This window comes from Pseudomonas sp. 02C 26, from assembly GCF_002843585.1.
Classification (GTDB): Bacteria; Pseudomonadota; Gammaproteobacteria; order Pseudomonadales; family Pseudomonadaceae; genus Aquipseudomonas; species Aquipseudomonas shirazensis.
In genome coordinates this window covers 1,160,661-1,179,772 of the sequence record NZ_CP025262.1, presented here as the reverse complement: position 1 = coordinate 1,179,772, position 19,112 = coordinate 1,160,661, and the positions used below count along the sequence as shown (strand labels likewise).

The 19,112-nt window shown below is 63.2% G+C and carries 16 protein-coding genes; 12 read left to right on the top strand and 4 right to left on the bottom strand.

What is annotated here, in order from left to right; all coding sequences use genetic code 11:
- Positions 1-206: 206 nt before the first annotated feature.
- Positions 207-557: a hypothetical protein gene (locus tag CXQ80_RS05360; protein WP_157831731.1), complete on the top strand. Its 351-nt coding sequence runs from the start codon at positions 207-209 to the stop codon at positions 555-557.
- A gap of 28 nt (positions 558-585) precedes the next feature.
- On the opposite strand, the gene CXQ80_RS05355 is transcribed toward CXQ80_RS05360, so the two are convergent.
- Entirely contained in the window at positions 586-2,232 is a 1,647-nt protein-coding gene (locus tag CXQ80_RS05355) for a Na+/H+ antiporter (protein WP_101317225.1), read from the bottom strand.
- 270 nt (positions 2,233-2,502) lie between these two features.
- Here CXQ80_RS05355 and CXQ80_RS05350 point away from each other — a divergent pair, with 270 nt between their 5' ends.
- From CXQ80_RS05350 to CXQ80_RS05335, 4 genes are all read left to right on the top strand, one after another.
- Entirely contained in the window at positions 2,503-2,850 is a 348-nt protein-coding gene (locus tag CXQ80_RS05350) for an ArsC family reductase (RefSeq protein WP_101317223.1), read from the top strand.
- Positions 2,851-2,893: 43 nt separating this feature from the next.
- Positions 2,894-3,928, top strand: coding sequence for a 2,3,4,5-tetrahydropyridine-2,6-dicarboxylate N-succinyltransferase (gene dapD, locus CXQ80_RS05345; RefSeq protein WP_101317221.1), 1,035 nt, complete (start codon positions 2,894-2,896; stop codon positions 3,926-3,928).
- A 76-nt stretch (positions 3,929-4,004) separates the two neighbouring features.
- Positions 4,005-5,210: a cysteine desulfurase gene (locus CXQ80_RS05340; RefSeq protein ID WP_101317219.1), complete on the top strand. Its 1,206-nt coding sequence runs from the start codon at positions 4,005-4,007 to the stop codon at positions 5,208-5,210.
- On the top strand, positions 5,207-5,617 hold the full coding sequence (locus CXQ80_RS05335) for a SufE family protein (protein ID WP_101317217.1): 411 nt from the start codon (positions 5,207-5,209) through the stop codon (positions 5,615-5,617). The genes CXQ80_RS05340 and CXQ80_RS05335 overlap by 4 nt, the downstream gene beginning before the upstream one ends.
- A 15-nt stretch (positions 5,618-5,632) precedes the next feature.
- Here CXQ80_RS05335 and tcdA read toward each other — a convergent pair whose 3' ends face one another.
- Complete coding sequence (gene tcdA, locus CXQ80_RS05330; RefSeq protein WP_101317215.1) at positions 5,633-6,454, bottom strand: tRNA cyclic N6-threonylcarbamoyladenosine(37) synthase TcdA; 822 nt, start codon at positions 6,452-6,454, stop codon at positions 5,633-5,635.
- Between the two features lie 255 nt (positions 6,455-6,709).
- Between tcdA and CXQ80_RS05325 the strand changes: the two genes are divergently transcribed.
- The 4 genes from CXQ80_RS05325 to CXQ80_RS05310 all read left to right on the top strand — a co-directional run bounded on the left by CXQ80_RS05325 (position 6,710) and on the right by CXQ80_RS05310 (position 11,763).
- A complete protein-coding gene (locus CXQ80_RS05325; protein ID WP_101317213.1) occupies positions 6,710-9,301 on the top strand; it encodes a glycosyltransferase in 2,592 nt (863 codons plus the stop codon).
- A 103-nt stretch (positions 9,302-9,404) separates the two neighbouring features.
- A complete protein-coding gene (gene dapE, locus CXQ80_RS05320) occupies positions 9,405-10,556 on the top strand; it encodes a succinyl-diaminopimelate desuccinylase (protein ID WP_101317211.1) in 1,152 nt (383 codons plus the stop codon).
- Positions 10,556-11,368: a putative RNA methyltransferase gene (locus tag CXQ80_RS05315; RefSeq protein ID WP_101317209.1), complete on the top strand. Its 813-nt coding sequence runs from the start codon at positions 10,556-10,558 to the stop codon at positions 11,366-11,368. The genes dapE and CXQ80_RS05315 overlap by 1 nt, the downstream gene beginning before the upstream one ends.
- A gap of 17 nt (positions 11,369-11,385) precedes the next feature.
- Entirely contained in the window at positions 11,386-11,763 is a 378-nt protein-coding gene (locus CXQ80_RS05310) for a hypothetical protein (protein WP_101317207.1), read from the top strand.
- Positions 11,764-11,849: 86 nt separating this feature from the next.
- Here the strand turns inward: CXQ80_RS05310 and CXQ80_RS05305 are convergent, their stop codons facing one another.
- Positions 11,850-12,059 carry a cold-shock protein gene (locus CXQ80_RS05305; protein WP_101317205.1) on the bottom strand — a complete coding sequence of 70 codons (210 nt, stop codon included), beginning with the start codon at positions 12,057-12,059 and terminating at the stop codon, positions 11,850-11,852.
- 231 nt (positions 12,060-12,290) lie between these two features.
- Here CXQ80_RS05305 and plsB point away from each other — a divergent pair, with 231 nt between their 5' ends.
- The 3 genes from plsB to CXQ80_RS05290 all read left to right on the top strand — a co-directional run bounded on the left by plsB (position 12,291) and on the right by CXQ80_RS05290 (position 16,002).
- Positions 12,291-14,780 carry a glycerol-3-phosphate 1-O-acyltransferase PlsB gene (gene plsB / locus CXQ80_RS05300; protein ID WP_101317203.1) on the top strand — a complete coding sequence of 830 codons (2,490 nt, stop codon included), beginning with the start codon at positions 12,291-12,293 and terminating at the stop codon, positions 14,778-14,780.
- A gap of 98 nt (positions 14,781-14,878) precedes the next feature.
- Positions 14,879-15,277, top strand: coding sequence for a YbaY family lipoprotein (locus CXQ80_RS05295; protein WP_101317201.1), 399 nt, complete (start codon positions 14,879-14,881; stop codon positions 15,275-15,277).
- Between the two features lie 35 nt (positions 15,278-15,312).
- Positions 15,313-16,002, top strand: coding sequence for a DUF4197 domain-containing protein (locus CXQ80_RS05290; RefSeq protein ID WP_101317199.1), 690 nt, complete (start codon positions 15,313-15,315; stop codon positions 16,000-16,002).
- 54 nt (positions 16,003-16,056) lie between these two features.
- On the opposite strand, the gene CXQ80_RS05285 is transcribed toward CXQ80_RS05290, so the two are convergent.
- Positions 16,057-19,110, bottom strand: a complete 3,054-nt coding sequence (locus CXQ80_RS05285) for an efflux RND transporter permease subunit (RefSeq protein ID WP_101317197.1) — start codon at positions 19,108-19,110, stop codon at positions 16,057-16,059.
- Positions 19,111-19,112: the final 2 nt, after the last annotated feature.

Below are 19,112 nucleotides of genomic sequence, written 5' to 3'. Positions count from 1 at the left end.
TGGTCCATCAATTGACCAGGAGCTTTTCCGATGATCATCGATTCCCGGCCTTGTTGCCGCAAGCGCATCCCAGAGCAGCTCTCCTACGACCTGGCGATCGCCGAAAACCCACGCAACAGAGGCGTAAGTAGTGGCGGCGACACAAACGCGGCCTCGTCAAACACACGCACTTGTGGGAGCCGGGTCGCACGCTGTGGATCTAGTTCATGGGCTCACCTGATCGAAGCCTGAAAATGGCAATTTTCGAACTGGCGAGCCAGTGGACTGACTTGTCCGAGGCGGATCTGGAATTGGATCTGGCCGAAGACAACGATGCCAAGGCCCAGATCAGGGTTCTGACCGGCAAGGATGTCCTGCACAATCAATCAGACCTCGGCACCGATGCGCTGGCCTATACCGATGAGACCATGTGCCTGAACGTCGCTCCCGGCGAAGAGTGGTTTGAATGTCCAGTGCTGCATGAGTTCGGCCACGCCCTCGGACTACAGCACGAACACACCCACCCTGATGCCAATATCCCGTGGAACGAACAAGCGCTTATCGCCACGCTCCGCTGATGCGCCTGGCCTACCCGCACGACTGAACCTAGCGAACCTCTCCAAGGTTGGCCTCGCTCATGTCCAGATCGCCCAGCACCTGGCGCACGACCTCATCACCTACCAGGTGCTGGCGATGCAGGCTATACAGCTCCAGGCGCTGGGCACGCAGCGCACGCAAACGCAGGCGGCGCTCGAGCAAGTCCATCTGGTGCGCCAGCTCACGGGCTTCGGCGCTGTCGTTGTAGCTGGCCAGTTCATCGCGATACTCGGCCATCAGCCGCGCCTTGAGCTCGACCGCCAAGGTTGCCTGAGCCGCATCCTGAGCAGCGTTGGCATCGACCACTTCCTCGGCTTCGAGGGCATGGATCGCTGCCTCTGCGGTCAGCCGCCACGCCTCCCGCACTTCCTGCTGCAAGCGCTCGTCCGGGCTCTGGGTAATGCCGCGCAAGAGCAGCGGCAAGGCAATGCATGCACTGATCAACGACAACAGAATCACCCCGGCGGCAATAAAGATCAGCAAGTCGCGTTGCGGGAACGCCTCCCCGGCACTGATCAACAACGGCACCGACATCACGCCCGCCAAGGTCACCGCCCCGCGCACGCCGCCCAGGGTCAACAGCCAGCAGGAACGTGCGGTCGGCACCAACACCAGTTCAGGCTTGCCGCGCCAGCGGCGTACCACGCCAATCGCCCGCCAGATGCTCTGCACCCAGATGAACCGGAGCACGATCAGCGCCGCAAAGATCGCCAGCACCTCCAGGCAGCGGTAGGCGAGCGCCGGCCACAGCGAGGTTTCGTGGCTGACCACTGCCTTGATGATGTCCGGCAACTGCAGGCCCAGCAGCAAGAAAATCAAACCGTTGAAGGCGAACTCAAGCAACGACCAGACGCTGCGATTGAGTAGCCGGGTGCTGGTCTGGCGCGGCAGCAGATCCAGCCAGCTCTGCATCATGCCTGCGGCTACCGCCGAAAGGATGCCCGACACACCAAGACGCTCGGCCAGCACATAGGCCGCGAACGGCAGCAACAGCATGAACACCACATGGGTGGCCGGATCATCCCAGCCGCGGGTGATCATCCACGCGCGTAGCCGCCCGACCAGCCAGCTCAACGCCACGCCGACGGCCAGCCCTCCCAAGGCCACCAGTACGAACGACAAGCTCGCGTCGGTGAGCGAAAACACCCCGGTAATCGCCGCAGCCAGGGCGAACTTGAAGGTCACCAGGCCCGAGGCATCATTGAGCAAGGCTTCGCCCTGAAGCATGTGCATCAACGGCGTCGGCAGTCGGTCCTGGGCAATGGCCGAGACGGCCACTGCATCGGTCGGCGACAGCACGGCGGCCAGGGCAAACGCCACCGGCAGCGGAATGCTCGGCAGCAGCCAATGAATGAAGTAACCCGCGCCGACCACGGTAAACAGCACCAGCCCAACGGCCAGGGCGATGACCGGGCCGCGCATGCGCCACAGCTCCCGCTTGGGGATACGCCAGCCATCGGCGAACAGCAGCGGTGGCAGGAACAGAAACAGGAACAGCTCCGGCTCCAATGCCACATGCAAGCCAAGGCTGGGCCACGCCAATAGTGCGCCTGCCGCGATCTGTACCAACGGCAACGGCAGCGGGATCAAGCGCCCGACCAGCTTGGATACGCTTACCAGCGTCAGCAGGATGAGGACGGTATAGGCTGACTGCATCGGTAAAAATCCTGTCAAATTGGAGAAGCGCTCACAGCGCTAGGACCGCAATTGAAACAATATGTTAGCGGGGAGTTAAGGGTATCTGCCGCTGCACGATAGTCGCAGGCTGCCGCAGAATGTGTAACAGCGTGCTACTCAACGCGCTTAACCGCGGGCATTCGGCAGCCAGCCGTGGCGCCAGCCCCAGCGATGTCGCATAATCCGCCGACTAAACAACGGGAGATATTGGGGAGGTTTTGGGTGAACCCGCCGGACCCTTTGAATTCAATGGCTTACACTCTCTACGGCATCAAGGCCTGCGACACCATGAAAAAGGCGCGTAGCTGGCTTGAAGAACACGCCATCGACTACGCCTTTCACGACTATAAAAGCCAAGGCATCGACCGTGACAGCCTGATTCGCTGGTGCAACGAGCACGGCTGGCAGGTTGTGCTCAACCGCGCCGGCACCACGTTCCGCAAACTCGACGATGCCAGCAAAGCCGACATTGACCAGGCCAAGGCCGTCGAATTGATGCTGGCCCAGCCGTCGATGATCAAGCGCCCGGTGCTCGACCTTGGCGAACGCACTCTGGTCGGCTTCAAGCCGGATCTGTACGCCGCTGCGCTGGGCTGAGCCCAACAGCGCTGCCACCCCCCTATTCGCAAGAGGTAATCGCATGTCCACTACTCTGTTCAGCCTGGCCTTCGGTGTCGGCACCCAAAACCGTCAGGGCACTTGGCTGGAAGTGTTCTACGCACAACCACTGCTCAACCCGAGCGCCGAACTGATCGCTGCCATCGCCCCGGTGCTGGGCTATGAAGGCGGCAACCAGGCCATCGCGTTCAGCAATGCCCAGGCCGGCCAGCTGGCCGATGCGGTCAAGTCGGTCGACGCTACCCAGTACGCGCTGCTGACCCGCCTGGCAGAAAGCCACAAGCCGCTGGTCGCCACCCTGCTGGCCGAAGACAGCGCACTGACCTCGACGCCTGAGGCCTACCTCAAGCTGCACCTGCTCTCGCACCGCCTGGTCAAGCCGCACGGCCTGAGCCTGGCCGGCATTTTCCCGCTGCTACCGAACGTAGCCTGGACCAACCGTGGCGCGGTCGACCTGGCTGAGCTTGCCGAACTGCAACTGGAAGCACGTCTGAAGGGCGAGCTGCTGGAAGTCTTCTCGGTCGACAAGTTCCCGAAAATGACCGACTACGTGGTCCCGGCCGGCGTGCGTATCGCCGATGCGGCGCGCGTGCGTCTGGGCGCCTATGTTGGCGAAAGCACCACCATCATGCACGAAGGCTTCGTCAACTTTAACGCCGGCACCGAAGGCCCAGGCATGATCGAAGGCCGCGTCTCGGCGGGCGTCTTCGTCGGCAAGGGTTCGGACCTGGGCGGCGGTTGTTCGACCATGGGCACCTTGTCCGGTGGCGGCAACATCGTCATCAAGGTCGGCGAAGGCTGCCTGATCGGCGCCAACGCCGGTATCGGTATCCCGCTGGGCGACCGCAACACCGTTGAAGCTGGCCTGTACATCACGGCCGGCACCAAGGTGAACCTGCTCGACGAGAACAACGAACTGGTCAAGGTGGTCAAGGCCCGTGATCTGGCCGGCCAGACCGACCTGCTGTTCCGTCGCAACTCGCTCAACGGCGCAGTCGAGTGCAAGACGCACAAGTCGGCAATCGAGCTGAACGAGGCGCTGCACGCGCACAACTGAGAACCATCAGGTTCGAAGTGATAAGATCGGGTCTGGCGTAAAGCCAGGCCCGATTTTCATTGCAGGTCCCGCAAACATGTTTCAGCCCTCCCCCTGGCGCGCCGACTTCCCCGCGATCGCCGCGTTGCAACGCCAGCACCAGACCTACCTGGACAGCGCCGCCACTACCCAGAAGCCACAGGCCCTGCTGGATGCACTGAGCCATTACTACAGCCATGGCGCCGCCAATGTGCACCGCGCGCAACACCTGCCGGGAGCACTGGCCACTCAAGCGTTCGAGGCCAGCCGCGACAAAGTGGCTGCCTGGCTGAATGCCGCTGATGCGCAACAGATCATCTTCACCCACGGCGCGACCTCAGCGCTGAACCTGCTCGCCTATGGCCTTGAGCACGGCTTCAATGCCGGCGACGAGATCGCCATCAGTGCGCTGGAGCACCACGCCAACCTGTTGCCCTGGCAGCAACTGGCGCAGCGGCGCAATCTGCGCCTGGTGATATTGCCGGTGAACTCGCAAGGCCAGATTGATCTTGACCAGGCACTGCAGCTGATCGGCCCACGTACACGCTTGCTGGCGGTCAGCCAGCTGTCGAATGTGCTCGGCACCTGGCAACCGCTGCCAGCCCTGCTCGCCCATGCCCGCGCCCAAGGCGCGTTGACCGTTGTCGATGGCGCTCAGGGCGTGGTGCATGGACGCCACGACGTGCAACAACTGGGCTGCGACTTCTACGTGTTCTCCAGCCACAAACTGTACGGCCCGGAAGGCGTCGGCGTGCTCTACGGCCGCCATCGCGCGCTGCAGCAGTTGCGCCATTGGCAGTTTGGCGGCGAGATGGTCCAACTGGCGGATTACCACAGCGCCAGTTTTCGTCCTGCGCCGCTCGGCTTCGAAGCCGGCACGCCACCGATTGCCGGCGTGATTGGCCTGGGCGCCACGCTGGACTATCTGGCCAGCCTTGATGCCAACGCGGTCGAGCGCCACGAAGCAAGCCTGCACCAGCACCTGCTGCGCGGTCTGGCTGATCGCGAGGGCGTTCGCGTACTGGGCGCACCACAGACCGCGCTGGTCAGCTTTGTCGTCGACGGCGTACACAACGCCGACATCGCCTATGTACTGACCGAGCAAGGCATCGCCGTGCGCGCCGGTCATCACTGTGCAATGCCCCTGCTCAAAGGTCTCGGCCTTGAGGGCGCGATCCGCGTGTCGCTGGGGCTGTATAACGACAGTGACGATCTGGCGCGCCTTTTCGAAGCGCTGGATCAAGGCCTGGAGCTGCTGCGATGAGCCTGCCCGAACAAGCTCGCGAGGCATTGGCGTGCTTCACCGAAGCCCGTGGCTGGGAGCAGCGCGCACGCTTGCTGATGCAGTGGGGCGAGCGCCTGGCGCCACTGGATGACACCGAGAAAACCGAAAGCAACCGTGTCCACGGCTGTGAAAGCCTGGTCTGGTTGGTGGCCGGAGTCGATGATGGCCAATGGCGTTTCAAGGCCACCAGCGATGCGCGTCTGTTACGCGGTTTGCTGGCGCTGTTGCTGGCGCGGGTACAAGGGCTGGCCAGCGCCGAGCTGGCCCAGCTCGACCTGCGCGGCTGGTTCAGCGAGCTGGGGCTTGAACGCCAATTGTCGCCGTCGCGCAGCAACGGCCTGCATGCGGTACTGCAGCGTATGGCGCAGCTCGCCAGCGAAGCCTGAAGCGCTGACCGCTGCTTACAGATCAGCCGCCGGCGCGACCACCCGTTCCGACGGCCGGCGCGCACCGGCCACCAGTTTTTCGATGGCTTTGCTCGCCGCCACCATGCCGAACGTGGCGGTGACCATCATCACCGCGCCAAAGCCGCCGGAGCAATCCAGGCGCACGCCCTCACCGACAAAGCTCTTTTGCAGGCAAACGCTGCCGTCACCCTTGGGATAACGCAGCTGCTCGCTGGAGAACACGCACGGCACGCCGTAATTGCGCGAGGTGTTGCGCGAGAAGTTGTAGTCGCGGCGCAGGGTCGAGCGCACGCGTGAGGCCAACGGGTCGTTGAAGGTCTTGTTCAGGTCGCCGATCTGGATCTGCGTGGGGTCGATCTGGCCGCCGGCGCCACCGGTGGTGACCACGGCGATCTTGCGCCGCCGGCACCAGGCAATCAACGCCGCCTTGGCCATCACGCTGTCGATGCAATCGATGACGCAGTCCATCTGCTCGGTGATGTGCTCGGCCATGCTGTCACGGGTGACGAAGTCTGCCACTGCATGGACTGTGCAGGCCGGGTTGATTGCCAGCAGACGCTCGGCCATGACCTCGACTTTAGCCCGCCCTACCTGGCCTTCCAGCGCATGCGCCTGGCGGTTGGTGTTGCTCACGCAGACATCATCAAGGTCAAACAGGCTGATTTCGCCAACACCGCTGCGCGCCAGCGCCTCGGCCACCCATGAGCCGACCCCGCCGATGCCGACCACCGCCACATGGGCGTCGTGCAGGCGTTGCAGGCCTTGGTCGCCGTACAAACGGGCAACGCCGGCGAAGCGTGGATCTTCTGTGCTCATGCTCGCTATCCGCAAAAAACCGGCGCGCATTATATGCCAGCTGGCGGGTTGCCGGGCCGCACGGCGCTGTTAGTTGGTAAAAAACCTACCAATCCTGCTTTAATATCCGATCAGAGAGTCAGACTTGGACGACAACTGAGTGGGAGCAGAGCTTCACCGTCTGCGCCGAATGGCACTGCTGCTTTCTTGTCCAAGCGTAGAACGCAGCCCCAGCTGGCACCCGCCCACTCCCCTCTTCGGAACCTACAATCGCTTATGTCATCACGCAAATTCGGCCTCAACCTGGTAGTGGTGCTGGTCATCGCCGCGCTGTTCACCGGGTTCTGGGCGCTGATCAACCGCCCGGTGTCCGCGCCGGCCTGGCCGGAGCAGATTTCCGGCTTCTCCTACTCGCCGTTTCGCCTGGGTGAAAGCCCGCAAAAGGGCCAGTATCCGAGCGAGGAGGAGATGCGCCAGGACCTCGAGCAGTTGAGCAAACTGACCGACAGTATCCGTATCTATACCGTCGAAGGCACCCAGGCCGAAGTCCCGCGGCTGGCTGAGGAATTCGGCCTGCGCGTCACCCTGGGTATCTGGATCAGCCCGGACCTTGAGCGCAACGAGCGCGAGATCAGCAAGGCCATCGAGCTGGCCAACAGCTCGCGCAGCGTGGTGCGGGTGGTGGTTGGCAACGAGGCGTTGTTCCGCAAGGAGGTCACCCCCGAGGCGCTGATCCAGTACCTGGATCGGGTCCGCGCGGCGGTCAAGGTGCCGGTGACCACCAGTGAACAGTGGCATATCTGGAAAGAAAACCCGGAGCTTGCACCCCACGTCGACCTGATCGCCGCGCACATCTTGCCGTACTGGGAGTTTGTGCCGATGCAGGATTCGGTCGAGTTCGTGCTTGATCGCGCCCGTGAGCTCAAGCAGCAGTTCCCGCGCAAACCGCTGCTGCTGTCGGAGGTTGGCTGGCCGAGCAACGGCCGCATGCGCGGCGGCGCCGATGCCACCCAGGCCGACCAGGCCATCTACCTGCGCACGCTGGTCAATACGCTGAACCGACGCGGCTACAACTACTTCGTCATCGAGGCCTACGACCAACCGTGGAAGGCCAGCGACGAAGGTTCAGTGGGCGCCTACTGGGGCGTGTTCAACGCCGAGCGCCAACAGAAATTCAACTTCGAAGGGCCGGTGGTGGCGATTCCGCAGTGGCGCGCCCTTGCGGTCGCTTCGGTGGTGCTGGCGATGCTTGCCCTGACCATCCTGCTGATCGATGGCTCGGCGCTACGCCAACGCGGGCGCACCTTCCTCACCTTCATTACCTTCCTCTGTGGCTCGGTGCTGGTGTGGATCGCCTACGACTATAGCCAGCAATACAGCACCTGGTTCAGCCTGATCGTCGGTTTCCTGCTGGCGCTGGGAGCGATTGGTGTGTTCATCGTGTTGATGACCGAAGCCCATGAACTAGCCGAAACGGTGTGGACGGCCAAGCGCCGTCGCGAATTCCTGCCGGTGCAGGGCGACAGCGCCTACCGGCCGAAAGTGTCGGTGCACGTGCCCTGCTACAACGAGCCACCGGAGATGGTCAAACAGACCCTCGACGCCCTCGCCGCGCTCGACTACCCCGACTATGAAGTGCTGGTGATCGACAACAACACCAAGGACCCGGCCGTGTGGGAGCCGCTCAAGGCCCACTGCGAACTGCTCGGTGAGCGCTTCAAGTTCTTCCACGTTGCGCCGCTGGCCGGCTTCAAGGGTGGCGCACTCAACTACCTGTTGCCGCACACGGCAAAGGACGCCGAAGTGATCGCCGTGATCGACTCGGACTACTGCGTCGACCGCAACTGGCTCAAGCACATGGTGCCGCACTTCGCCGACCCGAAGATCGCTGTGGTGCAGTCGCCGCAGGACTACCGCGACCAGCACGAAAGCGCCTTCAAGAAGCTCTGCTACAGCGAATACAAAGGCTTCTTCCACATCGGCATGGTCACCCGCAACGACCGTGACGCGATCATCCAGCACGGCACCATGACCATGACCCGGCGCTCGGTGCTGGAAGAACTCGGCTGGGCCGACTGGTGCATCTGCGAAGACGCCGAGCTGGGCTTGCGCGTGTTCGAAAAAGGCTTGTCTGCCGCCTACGCGCACAACAGCTACGGCAAGGGCCTGATGCCCGACACCTTCATCGACTTCAAGAAGCAGCGCTTCCGCTGGGCCTACGGCGCGATCCAGATCATCAAGCACCACGCCCGCGCCCTGCTGCAGGGCAAGGGCAGTGAACTGACCCGCGGCCAGCGCTATCACTTCCTCGCCGGCTGGTTGCCGTGGGTCGCCGATGGCATGAACATCTTCTTCACCGTCGGTGCGCTGCTGTGGTCGGCGGCGATGATCATCGTCCCGCACCGGGTCGATCCACCGCTGATGATCTTTGCCATCCCGCCGTTGGCGCTGTTCTTCTTCAAGGTCGGCAAGATCCTGTTCCTCTACCGTCGTGCGGTCGGCGTCAACCTCAAGGACGCCTTCGCTGCCGCCCTGGCCGGGCTGGCGCTGTCGCATACGATTGCCAAGGCCGTGCTGTACGGTTTCTTCACCAGCAGCATGCCGTTCTTCCGCACGCCGAAGAACGCCGACAGCCATGGTTTGCTGGTGGCGATTTCCGAAGCGCGCGAAGAGCTGTTCATCATGCTCTTGCTGTGGGGCGCTGCCGGTGGCATCTACCTGGTGCAGGGCTTGCCGAGTTCGGACATGCGCTTCTGGGTAGCCATGCTGCTGGTGCAATCGCTGCCGTACCTGGCCGCGCTGATCATGGCCTTCCTGTCGTCGCTGCCCAAACCGGCAAGCGATGCAGCACAAGCCTCGACTGCCTGACCATAAAGGCCACCCGCTGGCACCCTGAAGGTGCCCGGCGGGCGCATTTGATATAAGATAACGCGCCTGTTTTTTCGTCCTTGCCTTGCCCCCGGAGTTCCCCATGACGGCCCCCGCCGAGCTCTCGCCTACCCTTCAACTGGCCTGCGACCTGATCCGTCGTCCCTCGGTGACCCCGGTCGATGCCGACTGCCAGACCCAGATGATGAACCGCCTGGGCGCTGTCGGCTTCCAGCTTGAACCGATGCGCATCGAAGACGTCGACAACTTCTGGGCCACCCATGGCAGTAAGGACGGCCCGGTGTTGTGCTTTGCCGGCCACACCGACGTGGTCCCGACCGGCCCGGTGCAGCAGTGGCAACATGAGCCGTTCCAGGCACTGATCGATGCCGACGGCATGCTCTGCGGCCGCGGCGCTGCCGACATGAAGGGCAGCCTGGCATCGATGGTGGTGGCCAGCGAGCGCTTTGTGCACGACTACCCCAACCACCGCGGCAAGGTCGCCTTCCTCATCACCAGCGACGAAGAAGGCCCCGCCCATCACGGCACCAAAGCCGTCGTCGAGCGCCTGGTCGCACGCAACGAGCGCCTCGACTGGTGCATCGTCGGCGAGCCATCGAGCACCAATTTGCTCGGTGACGTGGTCAAGAACGGCCGCCGCGGTTCGCTCGGTGCCAAGCTGACCGTACGCGGCAAGCAGGGCCACGTTGCCTATCCGCACCTGGCGCGCAACCCGATCCACCTGGCCGCGCCAGCGCTGGCCGAACTGGCAGCAGAGCATTGGGACGAAGGCAATGCGTTCTTCCCGCCGACCAGCTTCCAGATCTCCAACCTCAATTCCGGTACCGGCGCGACCAACGTCGTGCCTGGCGACCTGACTGCGCTGTTCAACTTCCGCTTCTCTACCGAGTCGACCGTCGAGGGCCTGCAGGCGCGGGTGGCGGCGACTCTCGACAAGCATCAGCTGGACTGGTCGATCGATTGGGCGCTGTCGGGCCTGCCGTTCCTCACCGAGCCAGGTGAACTGCTCGACGCGGTAGCGGCCAGCATCAAGGCCGTCACCGACCGCGATACCCAGCCATCGACCAGCGGCGGCACCTCCGACGGCCGCTTCATCGCCACCATGGGTACTCAGGTGGTCGAGCTCGGCCCGGTCAACGCCACTATCCACCAGGTCGACGAGCGCATCCTGGCCAGCGATCTCGACCTGCTGACCGAGATCTACTACCAGACCCTGGTGCGGTTGCTCGCCTGATGCTCATCTGCCCTCTTTGCCAGGCGGCCTTGGCAGCGCTGGACAACGGTGTCGCATGCAGCGCCGGCCATCGCTTCGACCGTGCTCGCCAGGGTTATCTGAACCTGTTGCCGGTGCAGCACAAGAACAGCCGTGATCCAGGTGACAATCAGGCGATGGTCGAGGCCCGCCGTGACTTTCTCGACGGTGGCCACTATGCCCCGGTCGCCGAGCGCCTGGCGCAGCTGGCTGCCGAGCGCCAGCCCGGCGCCTGGCTGGATATCGGCTGCGGCGAAGGCTATTACACCGCGCAGCTCGCCAATGCCCTGCCGGCGGCCCAGGGTTACGCCCTGGATATTTCCCGTGAAGCGGTTAAACGCGCCTGCAAGCGCGCGCCGCAGGTGACCTGGATGGTCGCCAGCATGGCCCGCGTGCCCCTGGCCGATGCCAGCTGCCAGTTCATCGCCAGCGTTTTCAGCCCGCTCGACTGGCAGGAGGCCTTGCGCCTGCTCAGCCCCGGCGGCGGCCTGATGCGGGTCGGCCCGACCAGCGGTCACCTGATGGAGCTGCGCGAGGTGCTTTACGATGAAGTGCGTCCGTATGCTGACGACAAGCACCTGGCACTGGTGCCAGCGGGAATGGTCCATGCTCACAGCGAAACCCTCGAGTTTCGCCTCAGCCTGGCCGCACCCAAGGCTCGCGCCGACCTGCTGGCGATGACCCCGCACGGCTGGCGAGCAAGCGCTGAAAAGCGCGCGCTGGTGATCGACCAGGCCGCGCCGTTCGAGGTAACCGTTTCCATGCGTTATGACTATTTCCTGCGCCAATCCTGAGCACACCGGAGCCCTTTATGCGTCAACCTGATATCGAGATTTACCTGAAGGACACCGACGTCGACCACAAGCAGATTGCCCAGTGGTTGGTCGAGGCCTTGGGCCCGTGCACCGAATGGACCCAGAAAGGCCTGACCTGGAAATGCCAGGCCGGTAACATCCCGGTGACCTGGTTACCGAAGGCTGTAGGGAAATGGAACAGCCTCTACCTGGAAAGCGACCAGACCCCGTGGGAAGACGACATTGCCTGCGCACGCGCAGCCTTTGCCGCACTCAACGTCGAAGTGCGTTGTGCACCGGGCAGCTGGAGCGAAGAACACGGGGAAGAGGATGCCGACCGTTGGGTCCGCATCAGCGCCGACGGTGAAGAGGAAATCACCTGGCGCACGCAGTAATACTGCGAGAGGGATGTAACACGAGCAATCGCATCAGGCTGCAAGTTCCACGGACAACTTGCAGCTTGAGGCTTGCCAACCAGCGCTTACAGGCCCACTACATCCTCGGCCTGGAGACCTTTCTGGCCTTGGGTGAGGTTGTATTCAACCTGCTGCCCTTCAACCAGCGAGCGATGCCCTTCACCACGAATCGCCCGATAGTGGACGAATACATCGGCCCCATCTTCGCGCTGAATGAAGCCATAACCCTTGGCATCGTTGAACCACTTTACATTCCCAGTCTCACGAGACGACATCTGAACTACTCCAGTTTTTTTATTGTGAAGATCGCCTTGCAGGCACTGGGTTTCCCCGTGCCGACGCCGCTTGCTGAAATATCCTGCAAGGGGCGGACCGAGTATATGACAGAGAACAAAGAAAATTCATGACAGGCCTGTTCAATGCAGTTTTTTGCTGAACTTGCGCAGATACGGCAGACTCACTGACTGCAAATCGATCCGAAATTCTTCCCAGGGCCCACACATCACATGACCCGTTCCCCCCTGCGCCGCTTGATCTTCGGCGCCCTGCGCCGCGTGCTTTACCTGTGGGTACGCTCCGAGACCATCAATCAGTCATCGCTGACCCTAAAGCTCGACCGCAGCCGCCCGGTGTTCTATGCCCTGCCCTCGCCGTCGCTGACCGACCTGGCGGTGCTCGACCGCGAGTGCACCAAAGCGGGGCTGCCGCGGCCAGTGTTGCCCGTTGTGGTTGGCCCGCTGCACGAGCCTGCGGCGTTTTTCTATCTGACCCCGGAGCCGGACTGGCTCGGCCGCCACGACAAACGCGGCGCGCCGCCGACCCTGGAGCGGCTGGTCGAAGCAGTCAGCCAGCATGCCGAAGAAGACGCACAGATCATCCCGGTCAGCGTGTTCTGGGGGCAGACCCCGGCCAGTGAATCGAGCCCATGGAAGCTGCTGTTTGCCGACAGCTGGGCGGTAACCGGACGCCTGCGTCGCTTGCTCACCATCATCATGCTCGGGCGCAAGACCCGCGTGCAGTTCTCGGCGCCGATCCACCTGCGCGAGCTGGTCGAGCACAACAAGGGCCATGCGCGTACCGTGCGTATGGCCCAGCGCCTGATGCGCGTGCACTTTCGCAACCTCAAGAGCGCGGTCATCGGCCCGGACATTTCGCACCGGCGCAACCTGGTCAAAGGCCTGATCCACGACCAGCAGGTGCGTCAGGCCATCGCCGAGGAGGCAGAACGCGAGCAGATTCCGCTGGCGAAAGCCGAGGCGCGAGCGCTGCGCTACGGCAACGAAATTGCCTCGGACTACACCTACACCGCGATCCGCTTTCTTGAAGTGGTGCTGAGCTGGTTCTGGAACAAGATCTACGACGGCATCAAGGTCAACAACATCGAGCAGGTGCAAGGCATCGCTCCCGGTCACGAGGTGATCTATGTGCCCTGCCACCGCAGCCACATCGACTACCTGCTGCTGTCCTACCTGCTGTTTCGCAACGGCCTGACGCCACCGCACGTAGCCGCGGGCATCAACCTCAACATGCCGGTCATCGGCAGCCTGCTGCGCCGTGGCGGGGCGTTCTTCATGCGCCGTACGTTCAAGGGCAACCCGCTGTACACCGCGGTGTTCAACGAATACTTGCACACGCTGTTCACCAAGGGCTTCCCGGTCGAATACTTCGTCGAAGGCGGCCGCTCGCGCACCGGGCGCATGCTGCAGCCACGCACCGGCATGCTGGCGATTACCCTGCGCAGTTTCCTGCGCTCGTCGCGCACACCGATCGTGTTCGTGCCGGTGTACATCGGCTATGAGCGGGTGCTCGAAGGCCGCACCTACCTGGGCGAGCTGCGTGGGGCGAGCAAGAAAAAAGAATCCATCTTCGACATCTTCAAGGTCATCGGCGCGCTCAAGCAGCGCTACGGCCAGGTGTCGGTCAACTTCGGCGAGCCGATCCGCCTGGCCAGCTTCCTCGATGAGCAGCGCCCAGGCTGGCGCGAAGAGGATCACGGCGAGCAGTTTCGTCCGGCCTGGTTGAACGACACCACCCACCGCTTGGGCGAAACCGTGGCCCGCCACCTCAACGAAGCCGCGGCGGTCAATCCGGTCAACCTGGTCGCACTGGCATTGCTCTCGACCAGCCGTCACGCGCTCGACGAAAGCGCCCTGGTGCGGGTGCTCGACCTATACCTGAGCTTGCTGCGTGAAGTGCCCTATTCGGCGCATACCACCCTGCCTGAGGGCGATGGCATGGCCTTGATCAGCCACGTCAAAGGCATGAACCTGCTGTCCGAGCAGAACGATGCCATGGGCCGCATCCTCTATCTGGATGAAGCCAACGCGGTGCTGATGACCTATTACCGCAACAACGTACTGCACATCTTTGCCCTGCCGGCGCTGCTGGCGAGCTTCTTCCAGAGCAGCTCACGGATCAGCCGCGAGCTGATCGGCCAGTACGTCAAGGCGCTGTATCCGTACCTGCAAGCCGAGCTGTTCCTGCGCTGGACGCCCGAGCAACTCGACGAAACCATCGATCACTGGCTCGACGCGCTGGTTGCCCAAGGCCTGCTGCGGGTGGAAAACGGCGTCTACCTGCGCCCGGCACCGAGTTCGCGTGCGTTCGTATTGCTGACGCTGCTCTCGCGGACCATCACCCAGGCCCTGCAGCGCTATTACATGGCGACCTCACTGTTGGTCAACAACGGCCAGCAGACCCTGACCGCCGAGGAACTGGAAGACCTCTGCGTGATGATGGCCCAACGGCTGTCGATCCTGCATGGCCTGAATGCACCGGAGTTCTTCGACAAGAGCCTGTTCCGCCACTTCATCCAGACCTTGCTCCAGCAAGGCGTGCTGCGGCCCGCCGGCAACGGCAAGCTCAGCCATCACGACAAGCTCGGCGAGCTGGCCGAAGGTGTGGCCAAGCGCGTGCTGTCGGCCGAGCTGCGCCTGTCGATTCGCCAGGTGGCGCTGCACCGCGAAATAGAAGGTGTGGAGCAAATCCCCACCTGAGTGCAAACCCTCGGCCGCGACTGCCGCGACCTTGGCAGGAAAATCCGCTACAGTCCCCGGGGTTGGTCACAAGCCGACCCCAGGACTACGGAGAATCCATGAAAAAGCTCTTTATGCTGTGCTGCGCCTCTCTGCTTGCAGCCTGCTCCAGCAACAGCCCGGCACCACAGGCCAGCCTTGATGGCGAAGTGTTCTACCTGCAGCGCATTGCCCTGCCGCCAGCCGCTACCCTCAGCGTCAGCTTGCAGGATGTATCGCTGATGGATGCCCCAGCCGTGACCCTGGCCAGCCAGGCCGGCCCGATCCAAGGCAACGTGCCGCTGCCGTTCCACCTGAGCTATGACCCTGCTCAGGTCAAACCGGGACACCGCTACGCAGTCAGTGCCCGCATCGAGTATCAAGGCCAACTATTGTTCATCAGCACCGAACAGCACAGCGTCGCGCTCGACGGCAGCGACCAGCAGCCGCTGCGGATCAAAGTCGACCCGGCTCGCTGAGCCCTGCACCTATTCACTGTCATAAGGAATAATCCATGATTCGCTCCTCCCTGCGCTTCGGCGGCCTCTGCGCTGGCCTGCTGTTGTCCGCCAGTGCGCTGGCGCTGTCGCTCGGCGACCTCAGCCAGCAGGACGCTACCGGCGGCCTGAAAGACGCCCTCACCCAAGGCGCCCAAGTGGCGATCAAGCAACTCGGCACCCCCGGTGGCTTCAGTAACAATCCCGACGTGCGCATCGAGCTGCCAGGCAACCTCGGCAAAGCCGCCAAGGCGATGAAGATGTTTGGCAAGGGCGACCAGGTGCAAGCGCTGGAAGACAGCATGAACAAGGCCGCCGAAGCCGCCGTGCCGCAGGCCCAGGCGATCCTCGTCGATGCGGTGAAGAAGATGACCGTGACCGATGCCAAGGGCATCCTCAGCGGCGGTGAAGACTCCGCGACGCAGTACCTGAACAAGAGCAGCCGCGAGCAGATCCGCGCCAAGTTCCTGCCGATCGTCAAGGCCGCCACCGACAAGGTCGGCGTCGTCCAGCAGTACAACAGCTTCGCCGGTCAAGCCTCGGCCCTGGGCCTTGGCAGCAGCAAGAGCGCCAACGTCGAAAGCTACGTCACCGAGAAGGCCCTCGATGGCCTGTTCGAAATGATTGCCAAGCAAGAGCAGAGCATTCGCCAGAACCCGGCGCAGGCCGCTACCAGCCTGGCCAAGAAAGTCTTCGGCGCCCTCTGAGGCCCTTCGCTGGCGCGCCTGCTGCAGATTGGCAGCAGGTCCGCCCAGCGCCTCTTACGCTTCCTTCCTGACCTTGAACCATGCCGCATACAGCGCCGGCAGGAACAGCAGCGTCAGCACCGTGGCGACGATCAGGCCGCCCATGATCGCCACCGCCATCGGCCCGTAGAACACGCTGCGTGACAGCGGAATCATCGCCAGCACGGCGGCCAGTGCAGTCAGCACGATTGGCCGGAAGCGCCGCACCGTGGCTTCGATGATGGCTTGCCAGCGCTGCATGCCCGCGGCGATGTCCTGCTCGATCTGATCGATCAGGATCACCGAATTGCGCATGATCATCCCGGCCAGGGCAATGGTGCCGAGCATGGCCACGAAGCCGAACGGCTGGCGGAAGATCAGCAGGAACAGGGTCACCCCGATCAACCCCAGCGGTGCGGTGAGGAACACCATCACCGTGCGCGAGAAGCTGCGCAGCTGGATCATCAACAGGCTCAACACCACCACGATGAACAGCGGCATGCCGGCATTGACCGACTTCTGCCCGCGCTCGGAGTCCTCGACAGTGCCGCCGACCTCAAGCAGATAGCCGTCCGGCAAGCTGGCACGCACCTGCTGCAACGATGGCTCGATCTGCTTGACCAGCGTCGCCGGCTGCTGCTTGTCATAGATATCGGCGCGCACGGTCACCGTTGGCAAGCGATTGCGATGCCAGATAATGCCTTCCTCGAAGCCGTACTCAAGAGTCGCCACCTGCGACAGCGCCACGCTCTGGCCGTTATCGGTCGGCACTGCGAGGCTTGCCAGGTTACCCAGGTCGCCACGCGCCTCGGCCGTGCCGCGCACCAGAATCTCGATCAGCTCGTTGTCTTCGCGGAACTGGCTGACCGAGCTGCCGGTCAACGAGCTGCGCAGGAAGCTCGCCAGCTGGGCAGTACTCACCCCCAGCGCGCGCGCACGCTCCTGGTCGATTTGCAGGAACACCGCCTTGCTCGGCTCTTCCCAGTCCAGGTGCACGTTGACTACGTGCGGGTTCTCCAGCACTTTGCTCGCCACTTCCCGGGCCAGCGCGCGGACCTTCTCGATGTGCTCGCCGGTGACCCGGAACTGCACCGGGTAACCTACCGGCGGGCCGTTTTCCAGGCGCGTGACGCGGGAGCGCAATTGCGGGAACTGCTCATTCAGGGTCGCGATCAACCAGCTACGCAGCGCCTCGCGATCTTCCAGGGATTTGGCCAGCACCACGAACTGGGCAAAACTGGCCGCCGGCAACTGCTGGTCCAGCGGCAGGTAGAAGCGCGGCGAGCCAGTGCCGATGTAGGCCACATAGTTGTCGATGCCGTCCTGGTTATTGAGCAGGCCTTCGAGGCGCTTGACCTGTTCGGCGGAATTACTCAGCGAGGCGCCTTCGGCCAGCTTGAGGTCAATCATCAGCTCCGGCCGACCCGAGGCTGGGAAAAACTGCTGCGGCACGAAACGGAACAGCAGGATGCTGCCGACGAACGCGGCGATGGTCAGCAGGATCACCGTCTTGCGCCGGCGCACGCACCATTCCACCACTCGCCGCACACGTTGGTAAAACGGCGTCGCATAGGGGTCAGTGTGGCCGCGAGCGGCATGCAGCTTGGCCAGATCCGGCAGCAAACGCTCGCCCAGGTACGGCACGAACAGCACCGCCGCTACCCAGGAGGTCAGCAGGGCGATGGTCACCACCTGGAAAATCGAGCGAGTGTATTCGCCGGTACTGGAGGCCGCGGTGGCGATTGGCAAAAAGCCCGCCGCGGTAATCAGGGTGCCGGTGAGCATCGGGAACGCCGTGCTGGTCCAGGCGTAACTGGCCGCCTTGAGCCGGTCGTAGCCCTGCTCCATCTTGATCGCCATCATCTCCACGGCAATGATCGCGTCGTCGACCAACAGACCCAGGGCCAATACCAGCGCACCGAGGGAAATCTTGTGCAAGCCGATGCCGAAGTAGTGCATGGCGGCAAAGGTCATCGCCAGCACCAGCGGAATCGCCAGCGCCACCACCAGCCCGGTACGCAGCCCGAGCGAGAAGAAGCTCACCAGCAGCACGATCACCAACGCTTCGGCCAGCACTTGCACGAACTCGCCGACCCCGGCCTTGACCGCCGCCGGCTGGTCGGACACCTTGCGCAGCTCCATACCGGCCGGCAGGTTGTGCGCCAGCCGAGCGAACTCGACCTCCAGCGCCTTGCCCAGCACCAGGATATCGCCGCCATCCTTCATCGCCACGGCCAGGCCGATGGCGTCTTCACCCATGAAGCGCATGCGCGGCGCCGGTGGGTCATTGAAGCCACGGTGCACCTCGGCGACATCGCCGATACGGAAGGTGCGCTCGCCGACCCGGATCGGGAATTGGCGGATCTGCTCGACACTGTCGAAGCGGCCACTGACGCGCAGTTGCAGGCGCTCGCTCGGGGTCTCGAAGAAGCCCGCGCTGCTCACCGCATTCTGCTCTTGCAGCGCCTGCTGCACGGCGGCCAGCGGCACGCCAAGGGTAGCCAGCTTGAGATTGGACAGCTCGATCCAGATCTTTTCATCCTGTAGGCCGATCAGCTCGACCTTGCCCACATCCTTGACCCGTTGCAGCTGGATCTGGATGCGGTCGGCGTAATCCTTGAGCACGGCGTAGTCAAAGCCTTCGCCAGACAACGCATAGATATTGCCGAAGGTGGTGCCGAACTCGTCATTGAAGAACGGCCCCTGGATCTCCGGCGGCAAGGTATGGCGGATATCCGCGACCTTCTTGCGGATCTGGTACCACAGCTCGGGGATGTCCTTGGAGTGCAACGAGTCGCGCGCCATGAAGGTGACCTGCGACTCGCCTGGGCGCGAGAACGAAACGATCTTTTCGTACTCGCCGGTTTCCATCAGCTTCTTTTCGATGCGCTCGGTAACCTGGCGCGACACCTCTTCGGCGCTCGCACCTGGCCAGATGGTACGGATGACCATGGCCTTGAAGGTAAACGGCGGATCCTCGCTCTGCCCCAGCTTGGTGTAGGACATCGCACCAATCGCGGCCAGCAGGATCATCAGGAACAGTACGATCTGGCGATTGCGCAGCGCCCAGGCGGAAAGGTTGAAACCCATCG

What these genes read in the sequence shown, in the direction of transcription:
- CXQ80_RS05360 (WP_157831731.1), top strand. Translation starts at nt 207, where the DNA reads ATGGGCTCACCTGATCGAAGCCTGAAAATGGCAATTTTCGAACTGGCG.
- CXQ80_RS05355 (WP_101317225.1), bottom strand. Translation starts at nt 2,232, where the DNA reads ATGCAGTCAGCCTATACCGTCCTCATCCTGCTGACGCTGGTAAGCGTA.
- CXQ80_RS05350 (WP_101317223.1), top strand. Translation starts at nt 2,503, where the DNA reads ATGGCTTACACTCTCTACGGCATCAAGGCCTGCGACACCATGAAAAAG.
- dapD (WP_101317221.1), top strand. Translation starts at nt 2,894, where the DNA reads ATGTCCACTACTCTGTTCAGCCTGGCCTTCGGTGTCGGCACCCAAAAC.
- CXQ80_RS05340 (WP_101317219.1), top strand. Translation starts at nt 4,005, where the DNA reads ATGTTTCAGCCCTCCCCCTGGCGCGCCGACTTCCCCGCGATCGCCGCG.
- CXQ80_RS05335 (WP_101317217.1), top strand. Translation starts at nt 5,207, where the DNA reads ATGAGCCTGCCCGAACAAGCTCGCGAGGCATTGGCGTGCTTCACCGAA.
- tcdA (WP_101317215.1), bottom strand. Translation starts at nt 6,454, where the DNA reads ATGAGCACAGAAGATCCACGCTTCGCCGGCGTTGCCCGTTTGTACGGC.
- CXQ80_RS05325 (WP_101317213.1), top strand. Translation starts at nt 6,710, where the DNA reads ATGTCATCACGCAAATTCGGCCTCAACCTGGTAGTGGTGCTGGTCATC.
- dapE (WP_101317211.1), top strand. Translation starts at nt 9,405, where the DNA reads ATGACGGCCCCCGCCGAGCTCTCGCCTACCCTTCAACTGGCCTGCGAC.
- CXQ80_RS05315 (WP_101317209.1), top strand. Translation starts at nt 10,556, where the DNA reads ATGCTCATCTGCCCTCTTTGCCAGGCGGCCTTGGCAGCGCTGGACAAC.
- CXQ80_RS05310 (WP_101317207.1), top strand. Translation starts at nt 11,386, where the DNA reads ATGCGTCAACCTGATATCGAGATTTACCTGAAGGACACCGACGTCGAC.
- CXQ80_RS05305 (WP_101317205.1), bottom strand. Translation starts at nt 12,059, where the DNA reads ATGTCGTCTCGTGAGACTGGGAATGTAAAGTGGTTCAACGATGCCAAG.
- plsB (WP_101317203.1), top strand. Translation starts at nt 12,291, where the DNA reads ATGACCCGTTCCCCCCTGCGCCGCTTGATCTTCGGCGCCCTGCGCCGC.
- CXQ80_RS05295 (WP_101317201.1), top strand. Translation starts at nt 14,879, where the DNA reads ATGAAAAAGCTCTTTATGCTGTGCTGCGCCTCTCTGCTTGCAGCCTGC.
- CXQ80_RS05290 (WP_101317199.1), top strand. Translation starts at nt 15,313, where the DNA reads ATGATTCGCTCCTCCCTGCGCTTCGGCGGCCTCTGCGCTGGCCTGCTG.
- CXQ80_RS05285 (WP_101317197.1), bottom strand. Translation starts at nt 19,110, where the DNA reads ATGGGTTTCAACCTTTCCGCCTGGGCGCTGCGCAATCGCCAGATCGTA.